This is a genomic window from Aquimarina sp. Aq78 (genome assembly GCF_900299525.1).
GTDB lineage: Bacteria > Bacteroidota > Bacteroidia > Flavobacteriales > Flavobacteriaceae > Aquimarina.
Genome location: NZ_OMKA01000029.1, coordinates 807213 through 829969, shown reverse-complemented (window position 1 = coordinate 829969; position 22757 = coordinate 807213). Strand labels below are relative to the sequence as shown.

General features: G+C 32.8%; 10 protein-coding genes. 3 read left to right on the top strand and 7 right to left on the bottom strand.

Going from position 1 to position 22757, the window contains the following annotated elements:
- The 7 genes from DG435_RS22885 to DG435_RS22855 form a co-directional block, all read right to left on the bottom strand.
- Window positions 1–774, bottom strand: a 774-nt coding sequence (locus DG435_RS22885) for a hypothetical protein (RefSeq protein ID WP_159098270.1), incomplete at its 3' end; no start/stop codon positions are given.
- Window positions 775–782: 8 nt separating this feature from the next.
- On the bottom strand, window positions 783–2873 hold the full coding sequence (locus tag DG435_RS22880; RefSeq protein ID WP_159025717.1) for a fibronectin type III domain-containing protein: 2091 nt from the start codon (window positions 2871–2873) through the stop codon (window positions 783–785).
- Between the two features lie 82 nt (window positions 2874–2955).
- Window positions 2956–7824, bottom strand: a complete 4869-nt coding sequence (locus DG435_RS22875) for a hypothetical protein (protein WP_106794267.1) — start codon at window positions 7822–7824, stop codon at window positions 2956–2958.
- 126 nt (window positions 7825–7950) lie between these two features.
- Window positions 7951–8979 carry a hypothetical protein gene (locus DG435_RS22870; RefSeq protein ID WP_106794266.1) on the bottom strand — a complete coding sequence of 343 codons (1029 nt, stop codon included), beginning with the start codon at window positions 8977–8979 and terminating at the stop codon, window positions 7951–7953.
- Window positions 8976–9983, bottom strand: coding sequence for a hypothetical protein (locus DG435_RS22865; RefSeq protein WP_106794265.1), 1008 nt, complete (start codon window positions 9981–9983; stop codon window positions 8976–8978). Before DG435_RS22865 ends, DG435_RS22870 begins: the two co-directional genes overlap by 4 nt.
- Window positions 9984–10007: 24 nt before the next feature.
- Window positions 10008–15503, bottom strand: a complete 5496-nt coding sequence (locus tag DG435_RS22860) for a fibronectin type III domain-containing protein (protein ID WP_106794264.1) — start codon at window positions 15501–15503, stop codon at window positions 10008–10010.
- Window positions 15504–15517: 14 nt separating this feature from the next.
- The gene (locus DG435_RS22855; RefSeq protein ID WP_106794263.1) at window positions 15518–17944 is read right to left on the bottom strand and encodes a hypothetical protein; all 2427 of its coding nucleotides are present in this window, start codon (window positions 17942–17944) and stop codon (window positions 15518–15520) included.
- Between the two features lie 789 nt (window positions 17945–18733).
- Between DG435_RS22855 and DG435_RS22850 the strand changes: the two genes are divergently transcribed.
- The 3 genes from DG435_RS22850 (at window position 18734) to DG435_RS22840 (ending at window position 22691) form a co-directional block, all read left to right on the top strand.
- On the top strand, window positions 18734–19462 hold the full coding sequence (locus DG435_RS22850; protein WP_106794262.1) for a LytTR family DNA-binding domain-containing protein: 729 nt from the start codon (window positions 18734–18736) through the stop codon (window positions 19460–19462).
- Window positions 19463–19464: 2 nt separating this feature from the next.
- Entirely contained in the window at window positions 19465–21402 is a 1938-nt protein-coding gene (locus DG435_RS22845; protein WP_106794261.1) for a tetratricopeptide repeat protein, read from the top strand.
- Window positions 21403–21533: 131 nt separating this feature from the next.
- Window positions 21534–22691: a hypothetical protein gene (locus tag DG435_RS22840; RefSeq protein ID WP_108840674.1), complete on the top strand. Its 1158-nt coding sequence runs from the start codon at window positions 21534–21536 to the stop codon at window positions 22689–22691.
- Window positions 22692–22757 lie beyond the last annotated feature (66 nt).

Here is a 22757-nt window from a genome sequence, read left to right as displayed (position 1 = left end):
GAGCTCTCTGTCAAAAGTAACTGTAAAACTACCGTTGTTATTATCGCTACAGGTAGGGTTGATAATAGTTGGCGGACTCGTTAACTCAGGAGAACAATTTAGAAATGTTACTGTTCGCACTTCTGCATTAGGATAAGACTTATATTCTGCACGTAACCTTATAGGAGGGCCTAAATAGTTACGAGGAGTATCCGTTAATTCACTTAAATTAAAGTTTAATACGCTTTCCCCGTCATGTCCTGATAAATATTGCTCTGATTCGCCAGGTAGTGTGTAGTACCATTTATCTACAATTAGGTTATCACAAGTAGAACGAACATCTATTTCTGCATTTTCTCTATAACATATAGGATCTTGAGATACTTGAGGAGGAATAGAAACCGAACTTATTTGAACATAAAGACCAAGCTGAGAAGGACCCGAAGGGCCACTGGGATAACATCCCAGAGAAGATCTAAAATTACAATCATCAACATAGCTAAAGGTTTGATTGTTAAAACAATTTAGCATTAAATTAGTTCCGACCCAAGAAGTTTTTAGAATGATAGAAGCAATTTTAGAATTTAAATTCAATACTCTTCTACTATTTTGTGATGGATTTCCTGAAAGGACTTCTTCTTCTGTTCCATTTTCTTTTACAATAATAACTGTCACAGAGCTTGATCTTTTACCAGCAGATATTTCTCCCCACTGCCAATTAAAGCTATAATAGTTTTGCCCATAAAAACTTATAGAACAGAACAATAATAGTGTTATTATAACAAGTTTCTTCATATTCGTTTTTAGTATACTACTTCAATCTCCTTCCATTCGCTCACACTACCATCATTAAATACTGCTTTAAAAGCATATTTATATGTAGTATTTGGAGTTAGGTTTTGATCTATCCACCCTTTATCATCTGGGGCTAACCGCTTATATAAGGTAAATGAATCTTCAATCCTCTTTCTATATACTTGTATCTCTACAGCATTCTCTTCTTTAAATCGCCAGGTGAGTTGTATAAATTTGCCTTCACGATCTACTGTTGCATATAATCCTTTTACCCCGGGTTGCATCAATTTTCCTGGCATAACAATAACTACGGGAGGGGTCGGTTCGCTTTCCAGACCACTTTGATCCACTGTAATTAACGTGTACTGGTATTTTCTGCCTGGATTGGTCTTTGTATCTGTAAACCTGGTTATAGAATCTATGCTTGTCTCATATATTTTCTCCCAGGGTTGGGTTATAGAGTCGGTTGCATTTTTTCTATATACTACAGTTGCTTCCCAATCATCAGACGAACTGTTGACCCATGAAAAATTGACAGCACCTTCTTTTATTTCATAAGTTTTAAATACGGGTGATGTAGGTGGTATTCTATCTGGTTTTTTAAGTACTAAAGTATCCGAAGGTATAGATTCATTATACCGATTATCTACTGCGATTAATCGGTAGTAAACTGCTTTGTCGAAAGAAGTCATATCGATACTATCAATAAAACTTTCATTAATAAGATTGGCTTTATTCAATTTTGTGAATTCCTGATCTTTACGATAAGCTCTCAAAATATCATATCCTTTTAAATCCAATTCGGTGTTTTTTACCCATTTTAGTGCAACTATGCCTAGTGTGTCTACAATTCCTTCCAGGCCTTGTGGTTTTTTTGGAGGAATACTATCTATAGGTTGCACCATAGCAGGAGGAGATTCTTTATAATCCTGATATTTTCCAAAAGCTTTGAGCTTAAAATAATTAATATCTGATAACGGTCCGTAGGTAATCTTTTTCTGATTTGGAGATATGCTATCAATTACAGTTTTATATGGCCCTACTGCTTTTTCGGCACGCAAAAGTTCGTATTTTCTAAGTTTCCATTGTTCTTCTTCTGCAAAAGTCCATTCCAGTTCTACTTCATTTTCAGAAATAATATTTGTACCAGAAATTACAGGTTCAGTTTTTAGTTCTTTAAACCCTATTAATTCTGCCACTTCAGATGGGGGACTGGTTTCACTAAAATAATTGATACCTACAATACGATACCAATATTTTTTACCATATTGAGGTATAGAATCGGTATAGGAAACTCCAGAATATGGTGTGTCTGCTAATTTGGTAATGGGAACATCGTTGATTTTATTAAAAACCTGACCATCTTCAGATCTTTCCAAATTGTATGCTGTGTAATAGGGGAGTAGCTGATCATACTCCCATACCAAAACAAATGCATTTTTATAGAAATACCCAAAAAAGTCAGATGGTTGTGGTAATTCTTCAATGTCTTTTGTGCTGATAAAGGCTCCAGAGGGCTCCAATTCCATTCGTTCTTTTGGGATAGCACTTTTTATGTTATAGAGATACTTTTCATTTTCTTTAACATCGGTGTCTACATATCCAAGTCCAGCATATTGAGCTACTTTAAAATCTTGATCAATAGCAAATAATGAAAATCCAAATCGACGATCCAACTCTTCACTTTCATAAAATACCCTAAGCAATTGATTTTCTTCTTGATTATCTACTTGAAAAGTTTCTCCATAAATAGCTTGCGCTGCAATAGCTGCCATATCGTTTTGCTGAATGAAACTCTCCCAATCTTTTGGAGGTCTTGGTTTAATGGTATCTCCAGAAATTATTCTCTTTTCAGGGTTAGTTAGAGGTTTTCCATCACGCAGAACGGTTGTACGTTCTACCACAAAACCGTATTGATTACTATATTTCCAGGCATATTTATCCGTTACTGCCCAACGCAATAGTATTGCATCTTTTTTTGCAAAAGCTTTTACCACTATTTTCTTAGGAGTTTCTGTACTTTTCTCTTGTGCAGATATACTAATACTTAAGCTTCCAAAAAGCAACATTATATATAGTATGCAATATTTTAATTTCATCTATTTGTTTTTTCTATTGTTAGATGTAATCGCGTAGCAATTATTTCTATGGTATAGAAATTCTTAACTATGCTCATTTCTTTTAAAAATAATTTTTATAATCTACTTTAATTTTGTTACCAGATGTTTTGTTTGGCAGTGCATACTGAAACTCTACCTGGTATTTTTCTACATTAATATATGGGAATATACCATCAATGATATATTTATATTTTTGATAAGCATTAGTATCTATCGGATTCGTATTTAGATACCTGTTTACGATCACATATTGTAGATGTACAAAATCTTCTTTGTATGCTGCAGCAAGGTTCCATCGAAAAGGAAAACGTTCTTTTAGATAAGTGTTCTCTGGATTGTTTTGTACATATTCACTATATGTTAGAGAAGGCTTAATATTTTTCATAGGGGGTGTTCCCAAAACATTCTCATCTCTGTTTACTCGAATATTAGTGTCCAAAGGATAGTTTTGATAGAGTAAAGGATGAATTTCTTTTTCATAATAATAATCAGACTTCATTCCAACACCAGACATTAAAGGTTTGTTTAAACTATATCGGGTACCTAATACTTCATTAACATCAAATGGTTCGAATCTTGCAATTCGTAGCTCCATCTGTGCGGCATTAGAAGAACCATCCATAAAAGTATAGTAGTCTGTTATATCCATTGCCCTTATTTTCTCTTTGAAGGTATTAAATCTACTTGTGCTAAAATTGAATTCTAGTCGTGTTAAAGAAGCATTAGTAGATGCATTTCCTGTAAGTGTATTCTGAGAAATAGATACATCATCACTCACATTAGTATAAGTCTCTTCTGAGGTACTACCATCATTGCCCCCTGAACCTAATTTTGAAGTTATTAGTTTATAAACAATTCCTGTCTTATTAGGTAACTTGGGAAGGTTGAAAGTTAATGTGTTATTTGCCGTGTCGTAAGAAAACTGGGTTTTCATGGATTTTCCATTTTCAGTAATAAAGAACAGCTCGTCTTTAAAACCTTCTGTACCAAATAAGTAATCTTGCCCACGCTCTAACTGTACATATCCAGTATTACTTTCTTTGGGAAGAACATAGCGTTGATCCACTATTGGGTACATATATTCGATATTTTTATACGGGATTTTTGTAGGAGCCTTACCTGTAGTAAAGTTTACTGTTTTTTCTTCTACTATTGGTTGACCATTTTCGAGAACGGCTACCCATTGGCCTCCTTTATATTCATTAAATTGTACTTTTACCGTTGCAGTTATTTTTTTCTCAGGAGGTAAAATATCGTCTGGTTCAAAGATCATTATGTCTTTATTACTATTCCATACTTGTTCACCTGCAAGAGCAGTAGATCCTTCTTTTATTGTAATTTCTTTAAGCTCTACCTGGTATTTTTTTGAACCTAAATCATCACTGATTTCTACAACTTCGCCAATAGGGACATTAAAAGCAACTTGAACTGCTTCGAAAACATCTACTTTGTCACTGTTGTTTTCTGGAGAAATATCAGAGATAATGACTACTTCCTGTAGTCCTGTTTTACCGACAATTTCACATTCTTCACCAATAGTAACTTTAAGTCGAGCCTGCACGGTTACAAGACCTAATATTCTTACTTTTATACCGGCATACCCTTTTACGAACCAAGGGTTTGGTAGTTGGCCTTGTGCCAATACTGCTACTCCCGCTTTTAGAATAGGTATTCTTTTTCTGAAACCAAAAATTTTGATTTGAGCACCAATTTCTCCTTGTAGGAATGCATAGAGTTGCCCCGTGGCATACCATCCGTCCATACCTAATGGCCCTGCTTTTCCTTTACAATGAGCATCTCCAAAATCTTTGATCATAAAATCAAAACCTACGCCAGCTCTTACCGATGCATATATGATTCCCCAATCAAAACTTTTTCCTATTTCTACATATGCTCCAAAAGCATACCCGGTACCTTGTGCTAATTGACTATTAAAGTTTCTGCCAAAAAGAAGCTCGTCTCCACTTAGGTTCAAAATATCAATCACTTCAGGTTTTGGTAATGCAGGATCAGGAAGAATTGTTCCAGTCATATAGTACAAGTCAAATGCGGCATCAAAAGGTCCTATAGGAATACCAGCTACACCAAAACGCTTGGTGGGAGTACCAATATAGATGTACCAATCATCGGGGGCATCATAAAATTCGATATATCCCAATCTGTTTTTCTCTCCGGCACCTCTAATCTGACCAAGATTAAGGAATACATCAAACATCCCCCAGTAGGTATCATTTCTAAAATCAAAATCGACAGCTAATTGCGCAGCAAATTGTTCTTTACCGGTTAAGATATTCGGAAATACTTCTGTAGCAAAATATTTAATCCCTTCCTTATCAATGGACATCTCATGGAAGTTGCTGATTGACTTTTCTTTTTCGGCTAATTTCTTTTGCATGCCATCTACGGTTCCGAAAGGAGCATTACCACCGCTACTACCTCCACTACTACCACCAGAAGTCATTAATGCTGCACCACCATAGAATCCAAGCCTGCTGATTCCACCACCAGCAGATTTGCTGTTGAAACTCATTTCGATAGCAAATAACCCTGTAAAGGTTGCTGATTTTTTTACTTCAAAGGCAGCCATAGCCTTAAAGCCAAATTCGGTATCTATATCTGGACGATAATAAATTCCCGACATGCTTTCTGCACGTTCATCCATCCCTGCTTTTCGCATATGATGGTAGACCCCACCGCCGATATCATGGATTTTTAAGGCTTTATCACTCTTGCTCGAAAGTGGTCTGCCAAAAGCATCGACATACCAATATCTGAAATCGTCTTGTCGTCCAAAAATTCCTTTAGCTTCAAGTTCGATTTTCAGACTTTCGGCATATAGTCTAAGTTTACCAGATAGTCCTTTTCCGTATATTGGATTATCCCTAAAAAAGGCAAGCTTACCATAAAATTCAAAGTTTTTACGCTTTACATCGACTTCAACTTCATCGACTTCAATTTTATCGAATTGCCATTTTAAATAATCTCCCTCCTTTAGTTTTCCTATGATACGAAGTCTAACATCTCCTTTGATCCCTGATTTATCGAGATTGAGGTAACTATTAAGTCCTATTTCTGCACGATCATCTTCATACACTTTTGCTTTGATGTCATAAAACCCTAATTGAAACCCTGCAATTTTTGGCAGCGCAATAGTGTCTTTGAATCCCATGTATTTTATAGAGAGGTAGGGACGTGTTTTGGTTTGAATTTTAAAATTTTGAAAGGAAAGACCATCAAAATTAAGAGATTCTATATCGCCTACATCTCTATCTTTATCTTGTGATGATATGGCATTCAGAGAATCTTTTTGAGCCTTATTAAAAGCCATAAGCCCGGTGAGGTTAGCTTCGGGATAAAACTTTCCGTTCTCTACCTCCATTTTAATATAGGACTCGGGAAATAGCTTTGCTTTACTTTTAAAAATATTGAAGTCTACATCATCTGTTACTTCTACCCGAACACTATAGTGTTGATCCGCAGTAATCAGTCCTTTGTAGCCCAGAGCTCCATTACTACTAGAATCGGATTTACTAATTGGGAGCACCAATTCTCCACTAAAATCGGCTTTGATAAAATGATTGACCTGTATGTCTACATTTACAGAATCTAGTGAATATTGCCATTTACCAGCATTTCCTTCATTAATATTAAACAAATTAGATGCAAAAAAGTTCCCAGATACTCCAAAGTTATCGATTAGTAAACCTTTTGCTCCAAAAGAAATACGTTCTTCAGATTTTGTAATCTGAAATTCTGGTGGTAGAGTGACACTTACTTCATTACCATAAAAGCCACGCCATAGTTCTTTTTGATTTGAAGGGATTAATTGTTGCTCATCATAGATTTTAGGAAAATCTACTAGTGGTGAGTTTTTGGTATCACTAAGATCCAATACTACATCGTGCATTTTGAACGCCCACCCAGGTAAAGGTTTAAGTTCGAATTTTGGTAAATCCAGTTCGATTAAAAGGTCTTGTAAAGAGGTTGCTACAAAACTGAAACTAGCTCCTACATAACTTTCATTACCGGCAGGGTTTTTACCGTCTTGCGGTTTTGTTTCTCCCGGGAATTTTTTGGTACCATCATCATTTAATGGAATTGCCACTGTTTTGGCAATTCGCACATCGGCTTCTAGCGCTATTTCTTTTACTTTACCCGTACAGTCGATAGTGATATACGTTTGTTTTGTTGCACTACCATCACTCTCTAATCCTCCTTTAAAAGTGATAATCCATTGTCCACCACTTTGTCCTATCGGAAAATCACCTAACAGGTTTAATTGTGCCTCACCATAAATTCCTCCTTCATGAGACAGTTTTACATTATTGGCTCCAAAAAACAATTCGGTGCTTAATTCACCCAATGTAAGTTTTGCAAATAAATCTACTTCAGAATAGTTAGCATGTAACTTGGCCTTTACAATACCAATGGTAATTGATGAATTTGTGGATACTTGTTTTTTGATTCCTACAGGAAATTGAAGTAACTCTTTACCACTGATGATATTGATAAAATTTTCCTGCTTTTCTATCTCTTTAAATAGCTCTTTGGCTTTACTCACCAAAGAATCTGTTTTTGGAGTAGGTTTATAGATTTTTTTGATATAATCTTTGGTAAACTCTGCCAATCCCTGAAAGAAATTTTCGGCAGGAGCACCTGTCGATGGAGTTTCTAATTCTGGAAAAGATCGAAACTGCTTGGTGTTGTATTTACGCAAAGCATAGGCACTACCCGCCTGATCCTTTATCCGTTTCGCTTTAAAAGCAGCTAATCGCTGTAATGCCAGAGAGTCTAGTCCTTTGGCTATCGGGTTTTTATATACTGACGATGCCGTTTTCTTTTTGGCAACCGATAACGAATCTTTACCAGTATTGGCAAAGCAGGCTACCGATAGGAGTAGGGTAAGTAAGAGTAAATGGTAGTTTTTCATTCTATTTTGGTTTACTTTTTACTATTGTTTAATGTTTTTACTTTTAGTCATTCTTATTGTTTGACTTTTTGTTTTTTGATTACCCAGCAAAGTTTGAAGACTTTGCGATGTGGTTATCTGTTTTCTTTATATAATTTCATCTTTTTCAAAAATATGGAGTGTGTTACCCGAATCTAAAATATACAACCTTGTATCATATACTTTTATATCTGTTATTATTGGAATTATACCTCCACTATTTATTTCTATATCCGAATGCCACAATAATTTTTTAGCTTGTAGATCGATAATACCTAATGCGTTATTCTTTTCTTGTGTAAAATAGAGATGGTTGTTTTTAATCACATATGTACTGTTGGAAAATGAAAAAGGGACTTGCCAGGTCATTTGATCTTCGGGTTTGTACAGTTGCTTGTCTAATTCAGACAATTGTTCGTGTAAATCTAAATTTGTTACCTCGAATGTTTCTGGGTTTAAAATTTGGATTTGTTTATCTTTGATAGCATAGATTTTATCTTCAAATGTGGTTAGCCATCCTCCAAAACTTTCGCTTCTCCAAAGAATTTCTTCCGTTTCTATATCTAAGCAAAGTGTGATATGTTCATTGGTTTGATGACTACTATCAAATAAAAAGAAGAATAACCTATTGTTTATTATTTGTGGATTTCCATAGATCTCATTATTAGTTGATTTGTGTAATTCGGAAATATCTTTACTCCAAAAAACTTCTCCTGAAAAAGGGTTGTAAAACTCTATTCTATGAGAAAAAATAAATGCTCTATCTTTTTTTAGAATTTGATGAGGGTAATACGGTTTGGATGTAAAATCATTTATCTCACCACTTTCTAAGTTTATTACATAAGTTTTTCGTTCTTTATTTATTTTTCCTATGTTAAAGTAAAACTCATCTGTCAAAAAACCATTTGCTAATCTAAAAGTTCCTTCAAGATTTATAGACTTACCTGAAAAATATAATTTTATTTGATTTGTATTATTGGTGATTAGATTATTATTCTTAACCAAAAATGAACTAACATTTTCTTCAATTACTAAACCTTCTGGTTGTAATATTAATTTACTTTCTTGAAGAAAAACAAGTTCCTTATTAAAAAAGTCAAAACTAAATATGTTTTCTAATCTATTTATAAGTTTCATATGTTTGGGAAAATTTTCAAAAACCAATCGTCATTATCTTTTAGAAAAGTAATTAAATCATCATAATCGAGTATTGTTAAGCTTGGATCTTTTTTGCGACCGTAACTCTGAAAAAGCCTCATCATTTTGTCTTTTGCAGAATTAAGATTGGTAGTAGGTTGAAAGTCTAAATTTTCTATCCAGTTTACAACTTGATTTTTGGTTAATTTATTAGTTTGATTTGTATTCCATTTAATACGCCATTGTACCTCATCTAATGAGTTAATAGAATGCATATCTCTTTTTACGAACTCTCGGATAAAGGTGTCTTTTCCTAATGGGGCATTACTCGATAACCATTTGTACTCTAGGTTTATTCCAGGCGAGTTACCGACTTTTAAATCTACTCTTTGAGTGGTTCCATCAAGTCCTGTAACAGGATGTTCTACTATTATTTTTTTGTTTTTTACTAAGTTTGGATTAGCAACTACATCTTCCATTAACCAATAACAAGCTTGTCTATTAACTCCTGTAGGAATATCATTAACAATAAACCTGTTGAATAAATAAACACAATTATCGCATTGGATATTGGATTTACTCAAGGTAGATACAAAATCTTCCATATTCTTAAGAACAGCAACATATCCTTTTCCTCCACTGGATTTGTTATACCAGGTTGCGGCTTTTGCCAAGAAATCATCAATGTTTTTTATGTTAGGAATTTGTAATCCTTGGACAAAATTTACAAACTCATCACTTGAACGTAATCTCTTTACTGTGCTTAGAGCGTCGATATTATACCTAAGTTTCGTCTTGTTTGCGTAATGTAATATTTTGTACGCATCATAATTTTCTTGAGGAGCATTTTTAAAGAAAGTTTTAAACTCCTGAGAAACATTTGGCTTTGCTAAATCTTTTAATAACTCTTTGAACCAACATGGTTGATTAGCAAAAATTTGAGAGGCGAATAGTAAAAAGAATACTATTACCACGGATTTATAAATTTTAAATAAACTGTTCATTCTTCTAAAAATTTATATGATATTTTAATTACAAATAATGTTAGTCTTGTTAAGTCCTCTGAAATGCTTCCAAGCACTAAAGGCATCTTCATTCTTTAAGGCTTCAAGTACCTCGTCTGAAGCGGTTATAAAATCTTCTTTAAATAGTTTTTTCAAACTATCAGATAAACCATCATACTTTTCAAATAGCTTTTTCTGTTTTAGAATTGCTATAAAATCATCAAGCCCAGATGCAGCTGGTAATTTTGCCTTTACTTTAGAGAAATAATCATTCAGTGCTTTTCTGTGCGAAACATTATTAAGCTTATTAATTTTTGAATCCAGGGAACTTACCATATTATCTATTCCCTTTATTGATGTACTCAATTGTGGTAATGAAGCGAGAATAGCCAACATTTGTAATTTGTATCTGTCTTGAGGACTTAGAGCACTTTCGTTAAGTACATTTCCTAAAATACCTGCTGCATTCCCAATTAAATCAGAAGCTACGATAGCTTTTCTTATATAATTTCCTGCCGTAAACAATATTTTAAATTCTCCCACTCCCACAAACAATAGAACACCATCTACTGCTGTCCAGGCTATTTTTTCTGAAACAATTCTTCTATTGCTTTTGCTCATTGCATAGGCCTGGATTAATGGCATTACCAAAACATCACCTTTTTTAAAGTTCTGATCCAAAAATTTAAAATTATCAGCAGCATATAAAACCATCAATTGATTGTAATCATATAATTTACCCGTACCATTTATTTTGATTTTTGTTTTACTTTCTATAGAAGCACTGAAATTATCAAATTGTAACATGTTGGATTCTAAACTCAGAACTGAGGTATAGTTTTTGATTTTTCCGTCTTTGTTTAATATTTGATCAAGGTCAACTTTATTATAATGGTTGGAGTTAAAGGCTTGTCCTCCCATCCATACATATACTTTTGCCAAAGTTTTAAAGCTTTCATCTTGTTCTAACTTTTGATGAATTTTATCTATTCCAATGTTTTCCAGAGTATGTAAAACAGATGCATCCTCTTTGTCAAAACTGGCCAATAACTTTAATATAGAATTGTCTATTTTTTCGAAACTTATTGATATAGAGTTGTTAGAACATTCAAAATATTTTTTTAATACCGAGAATTTAGTTTGTTTATCAACATCTTTTAGTGAGGTAGAACTTTCATTTATATTAATATGATTTAGAATGTTATTCAGGTTATTACAAATTATATCCGTGGTGCTCCAAAAGTTTTGATTTTCTTCTCTGTTATCTTGGGTATGTTGTAAAAACTGAGTTCTAAAGATATTAAGGTATTCAACCAAATTGTTTGAAAATATGTTTTCTAAATTTTGTGAGTCCTCGTTATCAAATATATATTTAGCCCACTTGAATACATCATTTACTCTGTAAATTTTAGCTCCCAAAATTTCGGTATAACTACTATAGATATATTCTTTGCTGCCTTGAATACCACAATTTAGAATAAATCTTCCAGGCTTAACCCAAGACCAATTTCTACCCAGACCAGAATCATCAACAGTACAAGTGCCGTTTACAATAAAACCAGGAATAGTTATTTTAATACGATTTCCTTGGGTAAAGCTTGAAAATGCCTCTTTATTTTCAAATCTCATTGAAGCTAATTCAAAGACTATTTTGTAATCTGTAAGATTTTTACAGTCATCGATTAACATTTCTGAGAAAAATTCTACAATACCCCCAATTTTCTCTTGATTATTTTCATATTCTTTCATGGATGCCAATAATAAACTTATAAACTCTTTTTTATTGGGATCTTTTATATCGCTATACTTTGCTTTTATTAAAGTATTTATTACCAGCCATTTATTAGAATCTTTTTTAAGGTTTTTAAATTTGTTTGCCAGAACTTTTAACAACCTATCTTGATTATCTTGTTCTCCAAATAATGAGAACGTAGCATTTTGGACTTCTTTAAACACATTATTTAGATTTCCATCTTTATTAAGAAGGTCGAATAAACTTTGTGTGTCTTCTTTTTTAACAAAAATTAAAAGTTTAACAAGAGCTCTTTCTTTTTGTTCTTTAATCGAGCCTTTTGCTAATTTCTCTATTAAGTTTTCGAGTATATTATTAGTTACATTATTAAATACACATTTGTATTTAATATCATTGATAGTTTTTACAATGATTTCAATATCGGTTTCAGTAACCAAAGCATTAATCTTGTCTACTTCTGGTTGTACTAACTCTTTGATATCACTCGATGAACAATCTATAGGTATTTCGAACCAACCATTATTGCTAATGTTAGAACTACTACAGGGGACCGGGCGGGACTTGGTTTTTGTGTGATTAGCTATTAAAGCATTTACATTATTCGCTTTTTGTTCAGAGGTTAAACTATTGGAGGTAAGTTGTTCAAAATGCTTACTAATATCTTCATATTCTAATTGTATTGATCCTTTTTGGCCACATCCAGCATCTAAATTGTAGAATAAGTTTATTTTCGAATCATATGATATAATATTTTTTGGAGTTACTGGATAACTTTTTTCAGGATTATCTTTATCAACATATTTATTTTGAGTGAAATCCCAATTATAATATGTGTCTGATTCATCATTTTTACCTCTTACAATAAAACCAGGTAATGTACCTGTTATTTTTTTCTTTGCTGGGTTAACATAAAGTGTCGATGACTCTCTTATAAATACAAATTTAAAATTAGGAGCTAAAGCATAACTGCCTGCAAATTCTCCACCACTATCATCCTGAAACAAGTATAGTTTTAGGCTAGGATCACTCATAGTTGCCCAATTGGGATAGCCTAGCTCGGTACCATTACCATAATCCATTAACCAGGTATTGGCCTGACCAGAATTATCTTGATTTTCTCCAAATGGATGCGCTAGAGTGTATACCCCATGTCCTAACTCATGAGCAGCAACTTTAAGAGCAGAATCTTTCTTTTCTAAACCTTCTCCCAAATGGCTTTCGAAGAGGAATCCCCATTGTCGGGTTTTGGGCATAAAGCCACTTAATGGTTTCGATACACTAAGGTCTTTACCTAATACAAAAATGAAATACTGTCGAGAGTCGTAATCTGGATATTGTTTTTTGAATTCCTGATAAATATTCTTAAGCTCGGTCGGGTAGTCTGATAGTAGCCCGCTTCCGTCATAATCTATGATACCATTTTTATCACCGGTATCCCATGAATCCTGTGTAATGGTAAGATTGATTACATCAGGTTTTACTTTAAATTTCCCACCAGCACGGCCAAAAATATCATTTAACTCTGCTTCGAAGTTGGTTATAGCATTTCCGCCATTTACAGTTACGACTTGCACAGGTACTTCTGTATGTTTCTTAATATGATGAACAAAGAAACTCGCAGCTATTTTATATTTATTATCAGCAGTATCCAAATATGTAACGACACACTCTTCGGTACGATAAGGATTAGCACCAGGTACGGTTATTTTATAGGTGTTTGTACCTGCTATTCTCTCATGCTTTATTGCTTTGTTTTCTACCGTTTTTATAATGAGACTATCAATGTTTATTTTGGCATCACTAATCTCTATATCTGCATAAAACACATCATCTTCTCCTTGCACGGCTGCTTTATGAGCTGGATAATAGGATTCACCGGCAGAAGCATTTATTTTAGGATATTTTGAGGTTTCATAATCATTATTAACCTGATCCAAGGCAAAACGGGTATCACTATCTGTTCTAAAAGTAACCTTAACCACATCATTCGTAATAGCATCAACATATGGGTCATCTACAGTTCCATCATGAGTGCCTGACCTGATACCATCTGCATTATTTGAAGTTAAAGGAGGGGATGGATCTCCCTGACCAGTCTGGGTAATATTACCCTTATCATCTACAGTCCATTCATCTCCACTAGCATCGGTAATGGTATATGTATCTCCTTCATCATAATCAAAAGTATCTTGAGAGCCGTCTGGTTTTGTAATGATAATCTGTCCATCGATAATGCTAATATCACTGGTATTGATATCATAATCCAATTGAGGGATTTCGGTGTTATCACCGCCCGTTACAACATCTGCAATATCTTCGACAACATCAATAACCTCATCAATATCAAGAATGTTTCCCCAGCTAGGATCATATACTGTTACGACTGTTCCTTCTGCAAGCTGACTTTCATTATTCACAAATATATTTGTGAAATTTACGGCTACTTTGATATTTTTAAAATAGGGAAAAGAGACATATCCTTTTCCAGAAAACCGGCCATTACTTCCATTGGCTTCTATTACCTTAACCGGAAAATCACCAGCTTTAAATATATTACCGGGTAAAAGCTGTTCTAGTGGTTCCATATTCTCGATATTCATATCGGGAGAAATACCACAATCGATAAGACTGGTTTCATCACTTTCTTCTAGTGTAGTAAACGTTTGTAAGATAGAATACTCACTTTCAGAAATAAGACATTTTTTGTTTACCTGGTATTCATATGTTGTTCCAGGGCGTAAGTCCCATAGTGTTATCCAATTGCCGCTGGTTCTGGAAAAAAACCATTCATTATTATTTCCTTTTTCACGATAGCGAACTATAAATTCTGGAACATCTGTAGTGAAGTCATCCCATAATATGTTTGCTTGTTGCGCTCCTTTTACTTCGTGTCGTGCATTATTAGGAGTGTCACATGGCGCCACATAATTAAACCAGTAAACTTCACTAAAACCATTATTTTTAAATAGTCCTATTTCTTCTGCACCATTTAATGCTTTTGCCTGTACTCTCCATGCATATCGTTTGTTTGGTAAAAATAGAGGGTCTGCAGGTCCATATAAATAAGAAGTGTTTGTTGTTGTAATTTGAAAAAATGGGGGAGATGCTAAAAATGCGGCTTGAGGATTTATGGTTTGATCCCATATTTCTACAATACTCAATTCATACTGTACATTACTTACATTGATATGCCTCGGAGTCCATTGAAACATTAAGTTTAATGGGTTCTGTTCTGTAATATCATCCCGATTATAAGGAGTGACTAATAATGGTGGTTCATTCTGAAAAATAAATGTTGTAGCACAAGTTTTTTGTGATATACGTGCACCGGTAAGTGAGTCAAAAACCTCAAAACAGAACTGATAAGAACCTTCTGGTATAGCTTGTCCATAAATTGTTGGTGATATCCCAGTGATATTTTCAAAGGCAAAATAAGGAGCAAGTTCTACATTGGTTAATGTTAACGGGATACCTCCTTCTATAAATAAAGAAGGTGCCCCTATAACAACATCTTTACTCTGAAAAGCAATCCCATTACCTTCAAAATAAGTTTTTAACCTAATCTCACGATTTGCAACAGAGAGATCATTTAAAATGATCTGAAGCCGTAAAGGGCTGTTCGTAGAGGATACGTCTGCATATGAAGAAAAATAAATTGGAGCAGGAGGTATTGGCTGAGGTAACAATGTCACCGGAAAAGTCTGTGATCGTATACCTTGTAATGCAAAAAGTGCAATAAGGAACAGAAAGTGTAACTGTTTCTTCATGGGTTAAGTTGGTTTTAAATCTTATCTATATATCTAAGTTCGAACTTATCAGGATTTACCTCTTCAAGTGACTTATGGTAGTAGAAATCAATGATTTGGACTTCCAAATATAAGTTAATTTTTTTAACATCTTTTTCTTCTTCATATAACTTAAAGGCATTTTGTGCTTCACGTTTTTTAAATGCAGCGACCAGATCATCAGGTTTTTTAACCGCTTCAATGCTGGTATACCTATCGAATTTTTTCTTCATCCATCGATGACCTACTAATTTCTTCTGTCTGTTGTCAAGCTCTTTATTAAGTTCTTCTATTTCTTTTATATGATCAGGAGACTCTTTTTTAAGTTCATCCAATTCTATTTTGGTTTTTACAAAACTTCTTTCAAGCTTAAAATCAATAAACTGCATATCATCTTTCAAACTTTTTATAACTTCATTGAGTATAGTGTCGTATGCTTTTAAGAAATCTTCATAACTATAAAGAGCTGCTAAAAATTCTAAAGCTTTTTCTTTATACAGTTCTGGTTTTGTCTGTTTTTTTACTGTAGCGAACAAGAAATTTAAATCTCCTTGTTTTTCTTGAGGGATATTTAAGAATCTTGAACTGTTCTTTACATTAGTAAGTTGCTCTGTGATTTCTGGAATAGTACCACTATAGACTACAGAGCGATATCTAAATTGTAATGTGCCTAACTTGGCTATATCTTCTTCGTCCAAAAGTTTTCTGTTGCGTTTTTTGAACTTTATCTTAAAGGTGTCAAAGGTATATGTATACCCTAAAGTTGCTGTAAAATCTGTGTTATTACCAGTATTTGTATTTCTAAATAGTGAAAGTAGGTTTAGATTTAAGTTATGGCTTTCATAAAAAGAATAATTACCTCCTAATCTAATATTATAAATATCATTTTGTTTTTCGCCATTATTGAATGCGGCATTGTATGAACTAGAGAAATTAGTTCTTAGTTTTTTGTCAAAAAAAGATTTGGTAGCGCTAAGTGTAGGCCCTAAAGTTAGATTATCGGTTACTCCAACAGTATTATATGAAACATTGGCAGCTAACGAAAAATTAAGTGAGTTTTTGGGATAACCCAAAGTGTATGCCGAAGCAACATTATAAAATTTTGATAACCCGTTCTCTATAGTTGTTCCATCTTGTTTATTGTCAGAGTTTTGATAGGTGAGGTTTAGATTAACGGCTTGTTGTTTACTCTCTGTTTTTTTTAACGTGTAATTGATCCCTAGATTTGCATTTTGAGATATTTGACGATAATTAAGTGTATCTATGTTATCAAATTGATTAACTTCATTAATAAAATCAAATTGATTCTGAATATTAGTATAAGATTGAAAATTAGAATACCCGGCATTAATAGAAAGTTTTTCTGAACTTGTATATGTAACATTAACTGCACTTACGATGCGTTGTAATTCTGAGCTTTTAGTATCGTCTAGGTTATCTCGTTGAAGACCAGCATTAACATTAAGACTAACTTTATTGTTAAAGATGCTTTGAGAAGCATTTAAAGTTATGTTTTCGAGGTCATTGTTGAAGTAATAAGCACCAAAAGTTCTATAACCAGGATCAATACGTTCATACCCAACACCAACAGAACCATTACCAGCAGGATAGTCAAGCTGAGCATTTAACGCATTGTAATAATTTGTGGTTAAATTTTCGTTTAATAAAAAAGAAAGAGTTCCTGTTGATGTTCGTGATTCTAATGCCTGAGTATCTTCAGTAATTCCCGAAATTGCGTATTCTAAATATATTTTGGCTTTTTCAAATATTGTGAAATTGGTTTCTGCACTAACCACAGCGTTTTCCTTTGGGGTTAACTCTAATTCTATTGGAAACGAATTTTGAATCGAAGTTTCATCATCTTTTGCAGTAAAAAATATAAGTCCAATTGAAGCTTTTTCGAATGCGTAAGAGGTTTTAAATCCAAATCCCATTCGTTTATAAGCAGGTATTGCTTCTGGAGTTTCTGGATTATATTCAGATTCTTTAAGGAATCTACCATAAAGTGCACTTATTTTAAAAGGCCCATTAGGGGTAAGATCGACTCCTCCTCCTGTAAATTGATGACCACTTAGCGTATATGGAGAAAAAGTCATAGAAACATCACCTATATGAGTTGCTACCCATTTATAAGAAGGATGGATACTTAGACGGTTTATTTTAAAAGGTGTGCTATATCCAAAATCCTGATTGGTATATGAAAAGGATAAAGGGATGTTATAGACACCACTAATATTGAAATTAAGATTACCATTCACGAAATAAGTAAAAGGATCTCGATTTGCAGTACCGTCATAAAAAACACCATTACCAGAAATTCCACCATTAAATCGAAGTAGGGGAACCTTACCTATTTGCTCCAGATTTTGACTTGAAGCAATTAAAGTAAAGCCCAGAAAAAAGATGAGTAGTTTTAGTTTCAATGTGTAATAGCTATGTTGGGATAACGAAATTAATATAATTTTAACAATTCACCAATAGAATTTTCTAATATTCAATATCTTAGCTTATGACACACTATGACTACATTATAAGTGTATTGTAATATGAATGAATGCTAAGAACATATATGAATTAAAGATTATGGCCATAATACAATTATGGTAAAACGTTCAAGGTTTTCTATAGATAAACAGTACAATAATACTATGTATGAGTCTCATTTTTTGAGACTGGAATATTTTTTTTAAAAGAAAAGAGATTTTAATTTCCTAAAATGAGTAAAAAGTAAAAGTCTGAATTGTTAATGATAATTAATTTTGGGTAAAATAAGGCTGAGGTTGCTAAGTACTTATTAAAATAGAATTGATGTTAAAAAGTGACATAATTAATGTTAAAAAGTGACATCAATTGTAGGATAGGAATCCCTAATTTCGTCGCATAAATACAAACTCACTTATATTAAGGATAGTCAGCAGTGAGAAACAAAATTATTTTTCCCCAGACGGCTTTTATACACAAGTATAGAAGCCGTTTTTATCTTTTTTTTAAATTATAGGTGCTGTTTCGCAGTAACAGAAATTTACCTACCTCTTTTTTAGATTCATTCACCACGAAAACTATGCCACTAACCATATTGATTTTGCTACTATTTATGTGTCAAATAAGTTTGTAATCTGTCCTGTCAATCTTGTAAAATATTAATACTTTTTTAATATTAACAGGTTAGTATTTAAATAGCTTTGTAGCCTAAAGCAAAGAGAGTTATTTTTATGGTAAAGAACAAAAAAGTACTAATAGTCGAAGATGAGTTTTCAATTGCATTAGATATTAAAATTAGCTTAGAGAAATTAGATTATGTTATAGTGGGGATTGCAAGTACTTATAAAGAAGCAATAAAATATAGTGAGGAAACTATGCCGGATGTTGTTGTCATGGATATTAATATTTCTGGAGATAAAAATGGTATAGCAGCAGCAGAAGATATTTACGCGAAATATAAAATTCCAATTGTTTTTCTTACTGCTAATGGAGATGATGCTACATTTAAAGAAGCCTTACAATCCAAACCTTTTGGGTTTCTATTAAAACCCTTTAATATAAAAGAGTTGTCTTTTACGCTTCAAATAGCTTTGCAAAGACAATTCGAGAACAAAAACTCGAGAACTCTACTACCAAATAGTAAAGTGTCAGACACTCTTTTTGTTAAAGATAAATCTCAGCTTATACGCGTTAAAATAGATGAAATTTTATGGGTAGAAGCCATGGATAATTATACCCAGATTATCACCAGAAATAAAAGAGTTGTGGTAAATATGTTTTTGAAAGAATTCTATGAAAAAGTACCACAGGATAAATTCTTGAGAATTCATAGGTCATATATGGTAGCATTGGATAAAATTGATAAAATAGAAAATAGATTTGTTTTTATTGGGGATAAAAATATTCCAGTAAGCAAGGCGTATAAAAATCAATTATTAGAACGATTAGATATTCTATAAATATGAAGAAAGTAGTACTTTTTTTTAAGAGATATGGTTATCTCTTTTTTTTATTTTTTTATGCCTCACTAACTGCGCAGACTGATAGTTTAGAACAAAGATTAGTGACAGCATCTAAACAGGAAAAAATAGAAATCTATAAACAATTAGTCAATACATATAGCAAGATAGATATAGAAAAAGCCCTTGATTATGGAAAGCAAGGGTTGGAATTAGTAAAGGATGAATATACTAAGGACACAGGGTTTTTTTATTTAAGAATGGGGAACTTTTATAATGCTAAATCAGAACATGAAAAAGCATTGTTTTATAATAAAAAAATGCTGGAGGTTGCAAAAAAATTACAATATGAATTGGGAGTTGCAAAAAGTTATCAAAATATTGGAGTAACCTATGTGAAAATGGGTGATTATCATCAAGCTTTGGATAATTATTTAAAAGCACTTAAGATATATGAAACACTCGAAGAAGAGAGTTTTGTTGTGGGAATAACAGGTAACATAGGTTCATTATATTCTTGTAGGTTGAAAGATGATGAGAACGGATTAATATACTACAATAAGGCACTAACATTATCTAAAAAAATTGGGAACGAAGAATTTAGAGCTCATATTTTAGGCGCTGTCGGTGAAATGTATATGCGTCAGAAAGAATTTGAAAAGGCAAAATATGTATTAGAAGAATCTATTAGTATTGCTGAAAAAACAAATTATACTGAAGTTATTACATCGGGATATAATAATCTATCTCAAATAAATGTAGAAGAAAAAAGGTTTAATAAAGCTATAGAATATACTAAAAAAGCATTACAGATTCGATTAGAAAAAGGGTCTTCTGAAAATATCACATTATCATATTTAACATTGGGAGATATCTATGATAAACTCGGAAATACTAAAATAGCAGTATCCTATTACGATAAAGCATTGTTGGTAGCTACAGAAACAAATGCTTTACCGCAATTATCAAAAGTGTACCATGCACTTCATAAGTATTCTAACGGGAAAAAGGAATATAAAAAAGGTTATGAATATCTATTACAATATAATGCAGTTAAAGATTCGCTATTTTCAAAAGAAAAACATAAGCAGCTCCGCGAAATACAAGCAAAGTTTGATTTAGAAAACAAAGAAAAAGAAGTCGAAATACTAACCAAAGAAAATAAGATAAAGGTTTTAGAAAATGAAAGCCAGAGAACTACTCAGATTCTATTGATAACAGGATTAGTAGCACTAATAATAGTACTGGTAACATTATTGTATGCATACAAAAACAAGCAAAAAACCAATAGAATCCTCGCAGAAAAAAACAGTAAAATATCTCAAACCCTGAAAGACCGGGAAATACTATTAAAAGAGGTGCATCATCGAGTGAAAAATAACTTGCAGATTGTATCTAGTTTGCTAAGTCTTCAGGATAAATTTAGTGAGAATAAAAGTGCTACAGAGATTTTACAGGAGATTCAGAACAAAATACAAGCGATGGCAATTATTCATGAAAAACTGTACAAGTCTAGTGATTTATCCTTGATTAATTTACAGACTTATTTAGATGGTTTGTTAACTCATTTCAAGACTAGCTATCAACTTTCTGAACGAAACATAACTATAAATAGATCGATAGAAGAGATTAATTTAGATATGGACCACCTGGTTCCTTGTGGTTTAATTGTTAATGAAATTATTGCTAATAGTATTAAACACGCTTTTCAGGATGATCAAGGAGGGCAAATTAGTATAGAAGCTTCTAGAAATAAAGACCAATGTATCCTTACCGTAAAAGATACAGGAGTTGGTTTTCCAGAAGATTTTGAGATTGAAAATAGCCGATCTCTTGGGATGCAACTCATACAAGGATTAACTCAACAAATTAATGGGTCAATACATATTATTTCTAACCCAGGAGCATACTATACTATTGCATTTAATATTACTACATAATATTAGAAAAACAAATCAGCTTTACCCTGTATTTTAATACATTCACCAAGTAAAGAGTATGATGTACCATATTAATTTAGAAACCATATAAAGGGAATATAGATTTGCTTGATAAATTTAAAAAACAAGCAATGAGACATATTATAAAATTATCAAATATTGGAAGTGTTATTTTCTCCGTATTTTTCATGATTAGTTGTAATTCTAGCGATGATGATTCTACTATTCTAACACCAGAGATTACCATAAAAGAAGGAAGGCTTAAAGATTTTCCATTATTTGGGATACAATACAAAGAAATAAATATTGTTGATCCAGAGATTGTAGAAAATAAAGAAGTAAAATACGGAGATATTAAAATTACCGTATCTAGTACAACCTCTTTAGATAATGTAAGTGCATCCATAACATCAGCAGAACTCAACCTGAGTAAGTTTAGTATTTCTCCCGGTAATGAGGTTGGACTGTCTTATGAAAATCAAAAAATAAATGTATATACCATTAGAGCTGCCATTGGCGACAAAGAAGAACTACTTCATTATAATATTAGTATTGTAAAAGAAGATCCTATTATACCCGAAACTTTAAAGATAACGGGCTTTATGTTCGAAAAAAATAAAAACCCAAGTTTGCCAAATGACATCACGATTTCAAGAACTATTGAAGATACGGGAAGAGATAAGATATACCTTTTTGTACCTCTGGGAACAGATTTTACAAAGCTAATACCTACTATTACCTATGATGGGACAAAACTTTTTTATACTCAGGATTCTTCTGTAGCACCTGTAGATATGGATGCAGAATATCCTGAAGGAAATGCAAGTATTGATTTTAAATATCCTAAGGATTTTATATTAGCAGTTAAGGATAAGAATAATGATAAATTTAGAACTACTACAGTAATTGTTGATGTAATAAACCCTGTTAAAATAGAAACAGTATCTATTACAACCCCAGATGCAACAGAAGGAAATTCAGAAACATTTACAGTTACAAAATGGATTAATCAAGGGAATCATGTGCTCGAATATGAAAAAGCCACCACTTATGAAAATCAAGAACCTATAACCCCTACCAAAGTGATTACAACTCGTAGAACTTTACCTTCAGGAGGATTAATACCCGGTGAAAGTAGAGATGTATCAGTAACAGTAAACTCTAGAGATTACCCAGAGGGGACGTATAAAACAACTGCGGTATTTTATCCCAGTATAAAATATAATAAAGGAATTGATGATTTATTGGAATCCGCAAAACTAAACATTACTTCAAAAATCGTTAAATAATAGAATTTATATAACGCAATATTTAGAAGTATAAGAACTAAACAAAAAACGTCACGGTATACCGTG

What these genes read in the sequence shown, in the direction of transcription:
- DG435_RS22845 (WP_106794261.1), top strand. Translation starts at nt 19,465, where the DNA reads ATGAAGAAAGTAGTACTTTTTTTTAAGAGATATGGTTATCTCTTTTTT.
- DG435_RS22870 (WP_106794266.1), bottom strand. Translation starts at nt 8,979, where the DNA reads ATGAAACTTATAAATAGATTAGAAAACATATTTAGTTTTGACTTTTTT.
- DG435_RS22840 (WP_108840674.1), top strand. Translation starts at nt 21,534, where the DNA reads ATGAGACATATTATAAAATTATCAAATATTGGAAGTGTTATTTTCTCC.
- DG435_RS22875 (WP_106794267.1), bottom strand. Translation starts at nt 7,824, where the DNA reads ATGAAAAACTACCATTTACTCTTACTTACCCTACTCCTATCGGTAGCC.
- DG435_RS22850 (WP_106794262.1), top strand. Translation starts at nt 18,734, where the DNA reads ATGGTAAAGAACAAAAAAGTACTAATAGTCGAAGATGAGTTTTCAATT.
- DG435_RS22860 (WP_106794264.1), bottom strand. Translation starts at nt 15,503, where the DNA reads ATGAAGAAACAGTTACACTTTCTGTTCCTTATTGCACTTTTTGCATTA.
- DG435_RS22880 (WP_159025717.1), bottom strand. Translation starts at nt 2,873, where the DNA reads ATGAAATTAAAATATTGCATACTATATATAATGTTGCTTTTTGGAAGC.
- DG435_RS22865 (WP_106794265.1), bottom strand. Translation starts at nt 9,983, where the DNA reads ATGAACAGTTTATTTAAAATTTATAAATCCGTGGTAATAGTATTCTTT.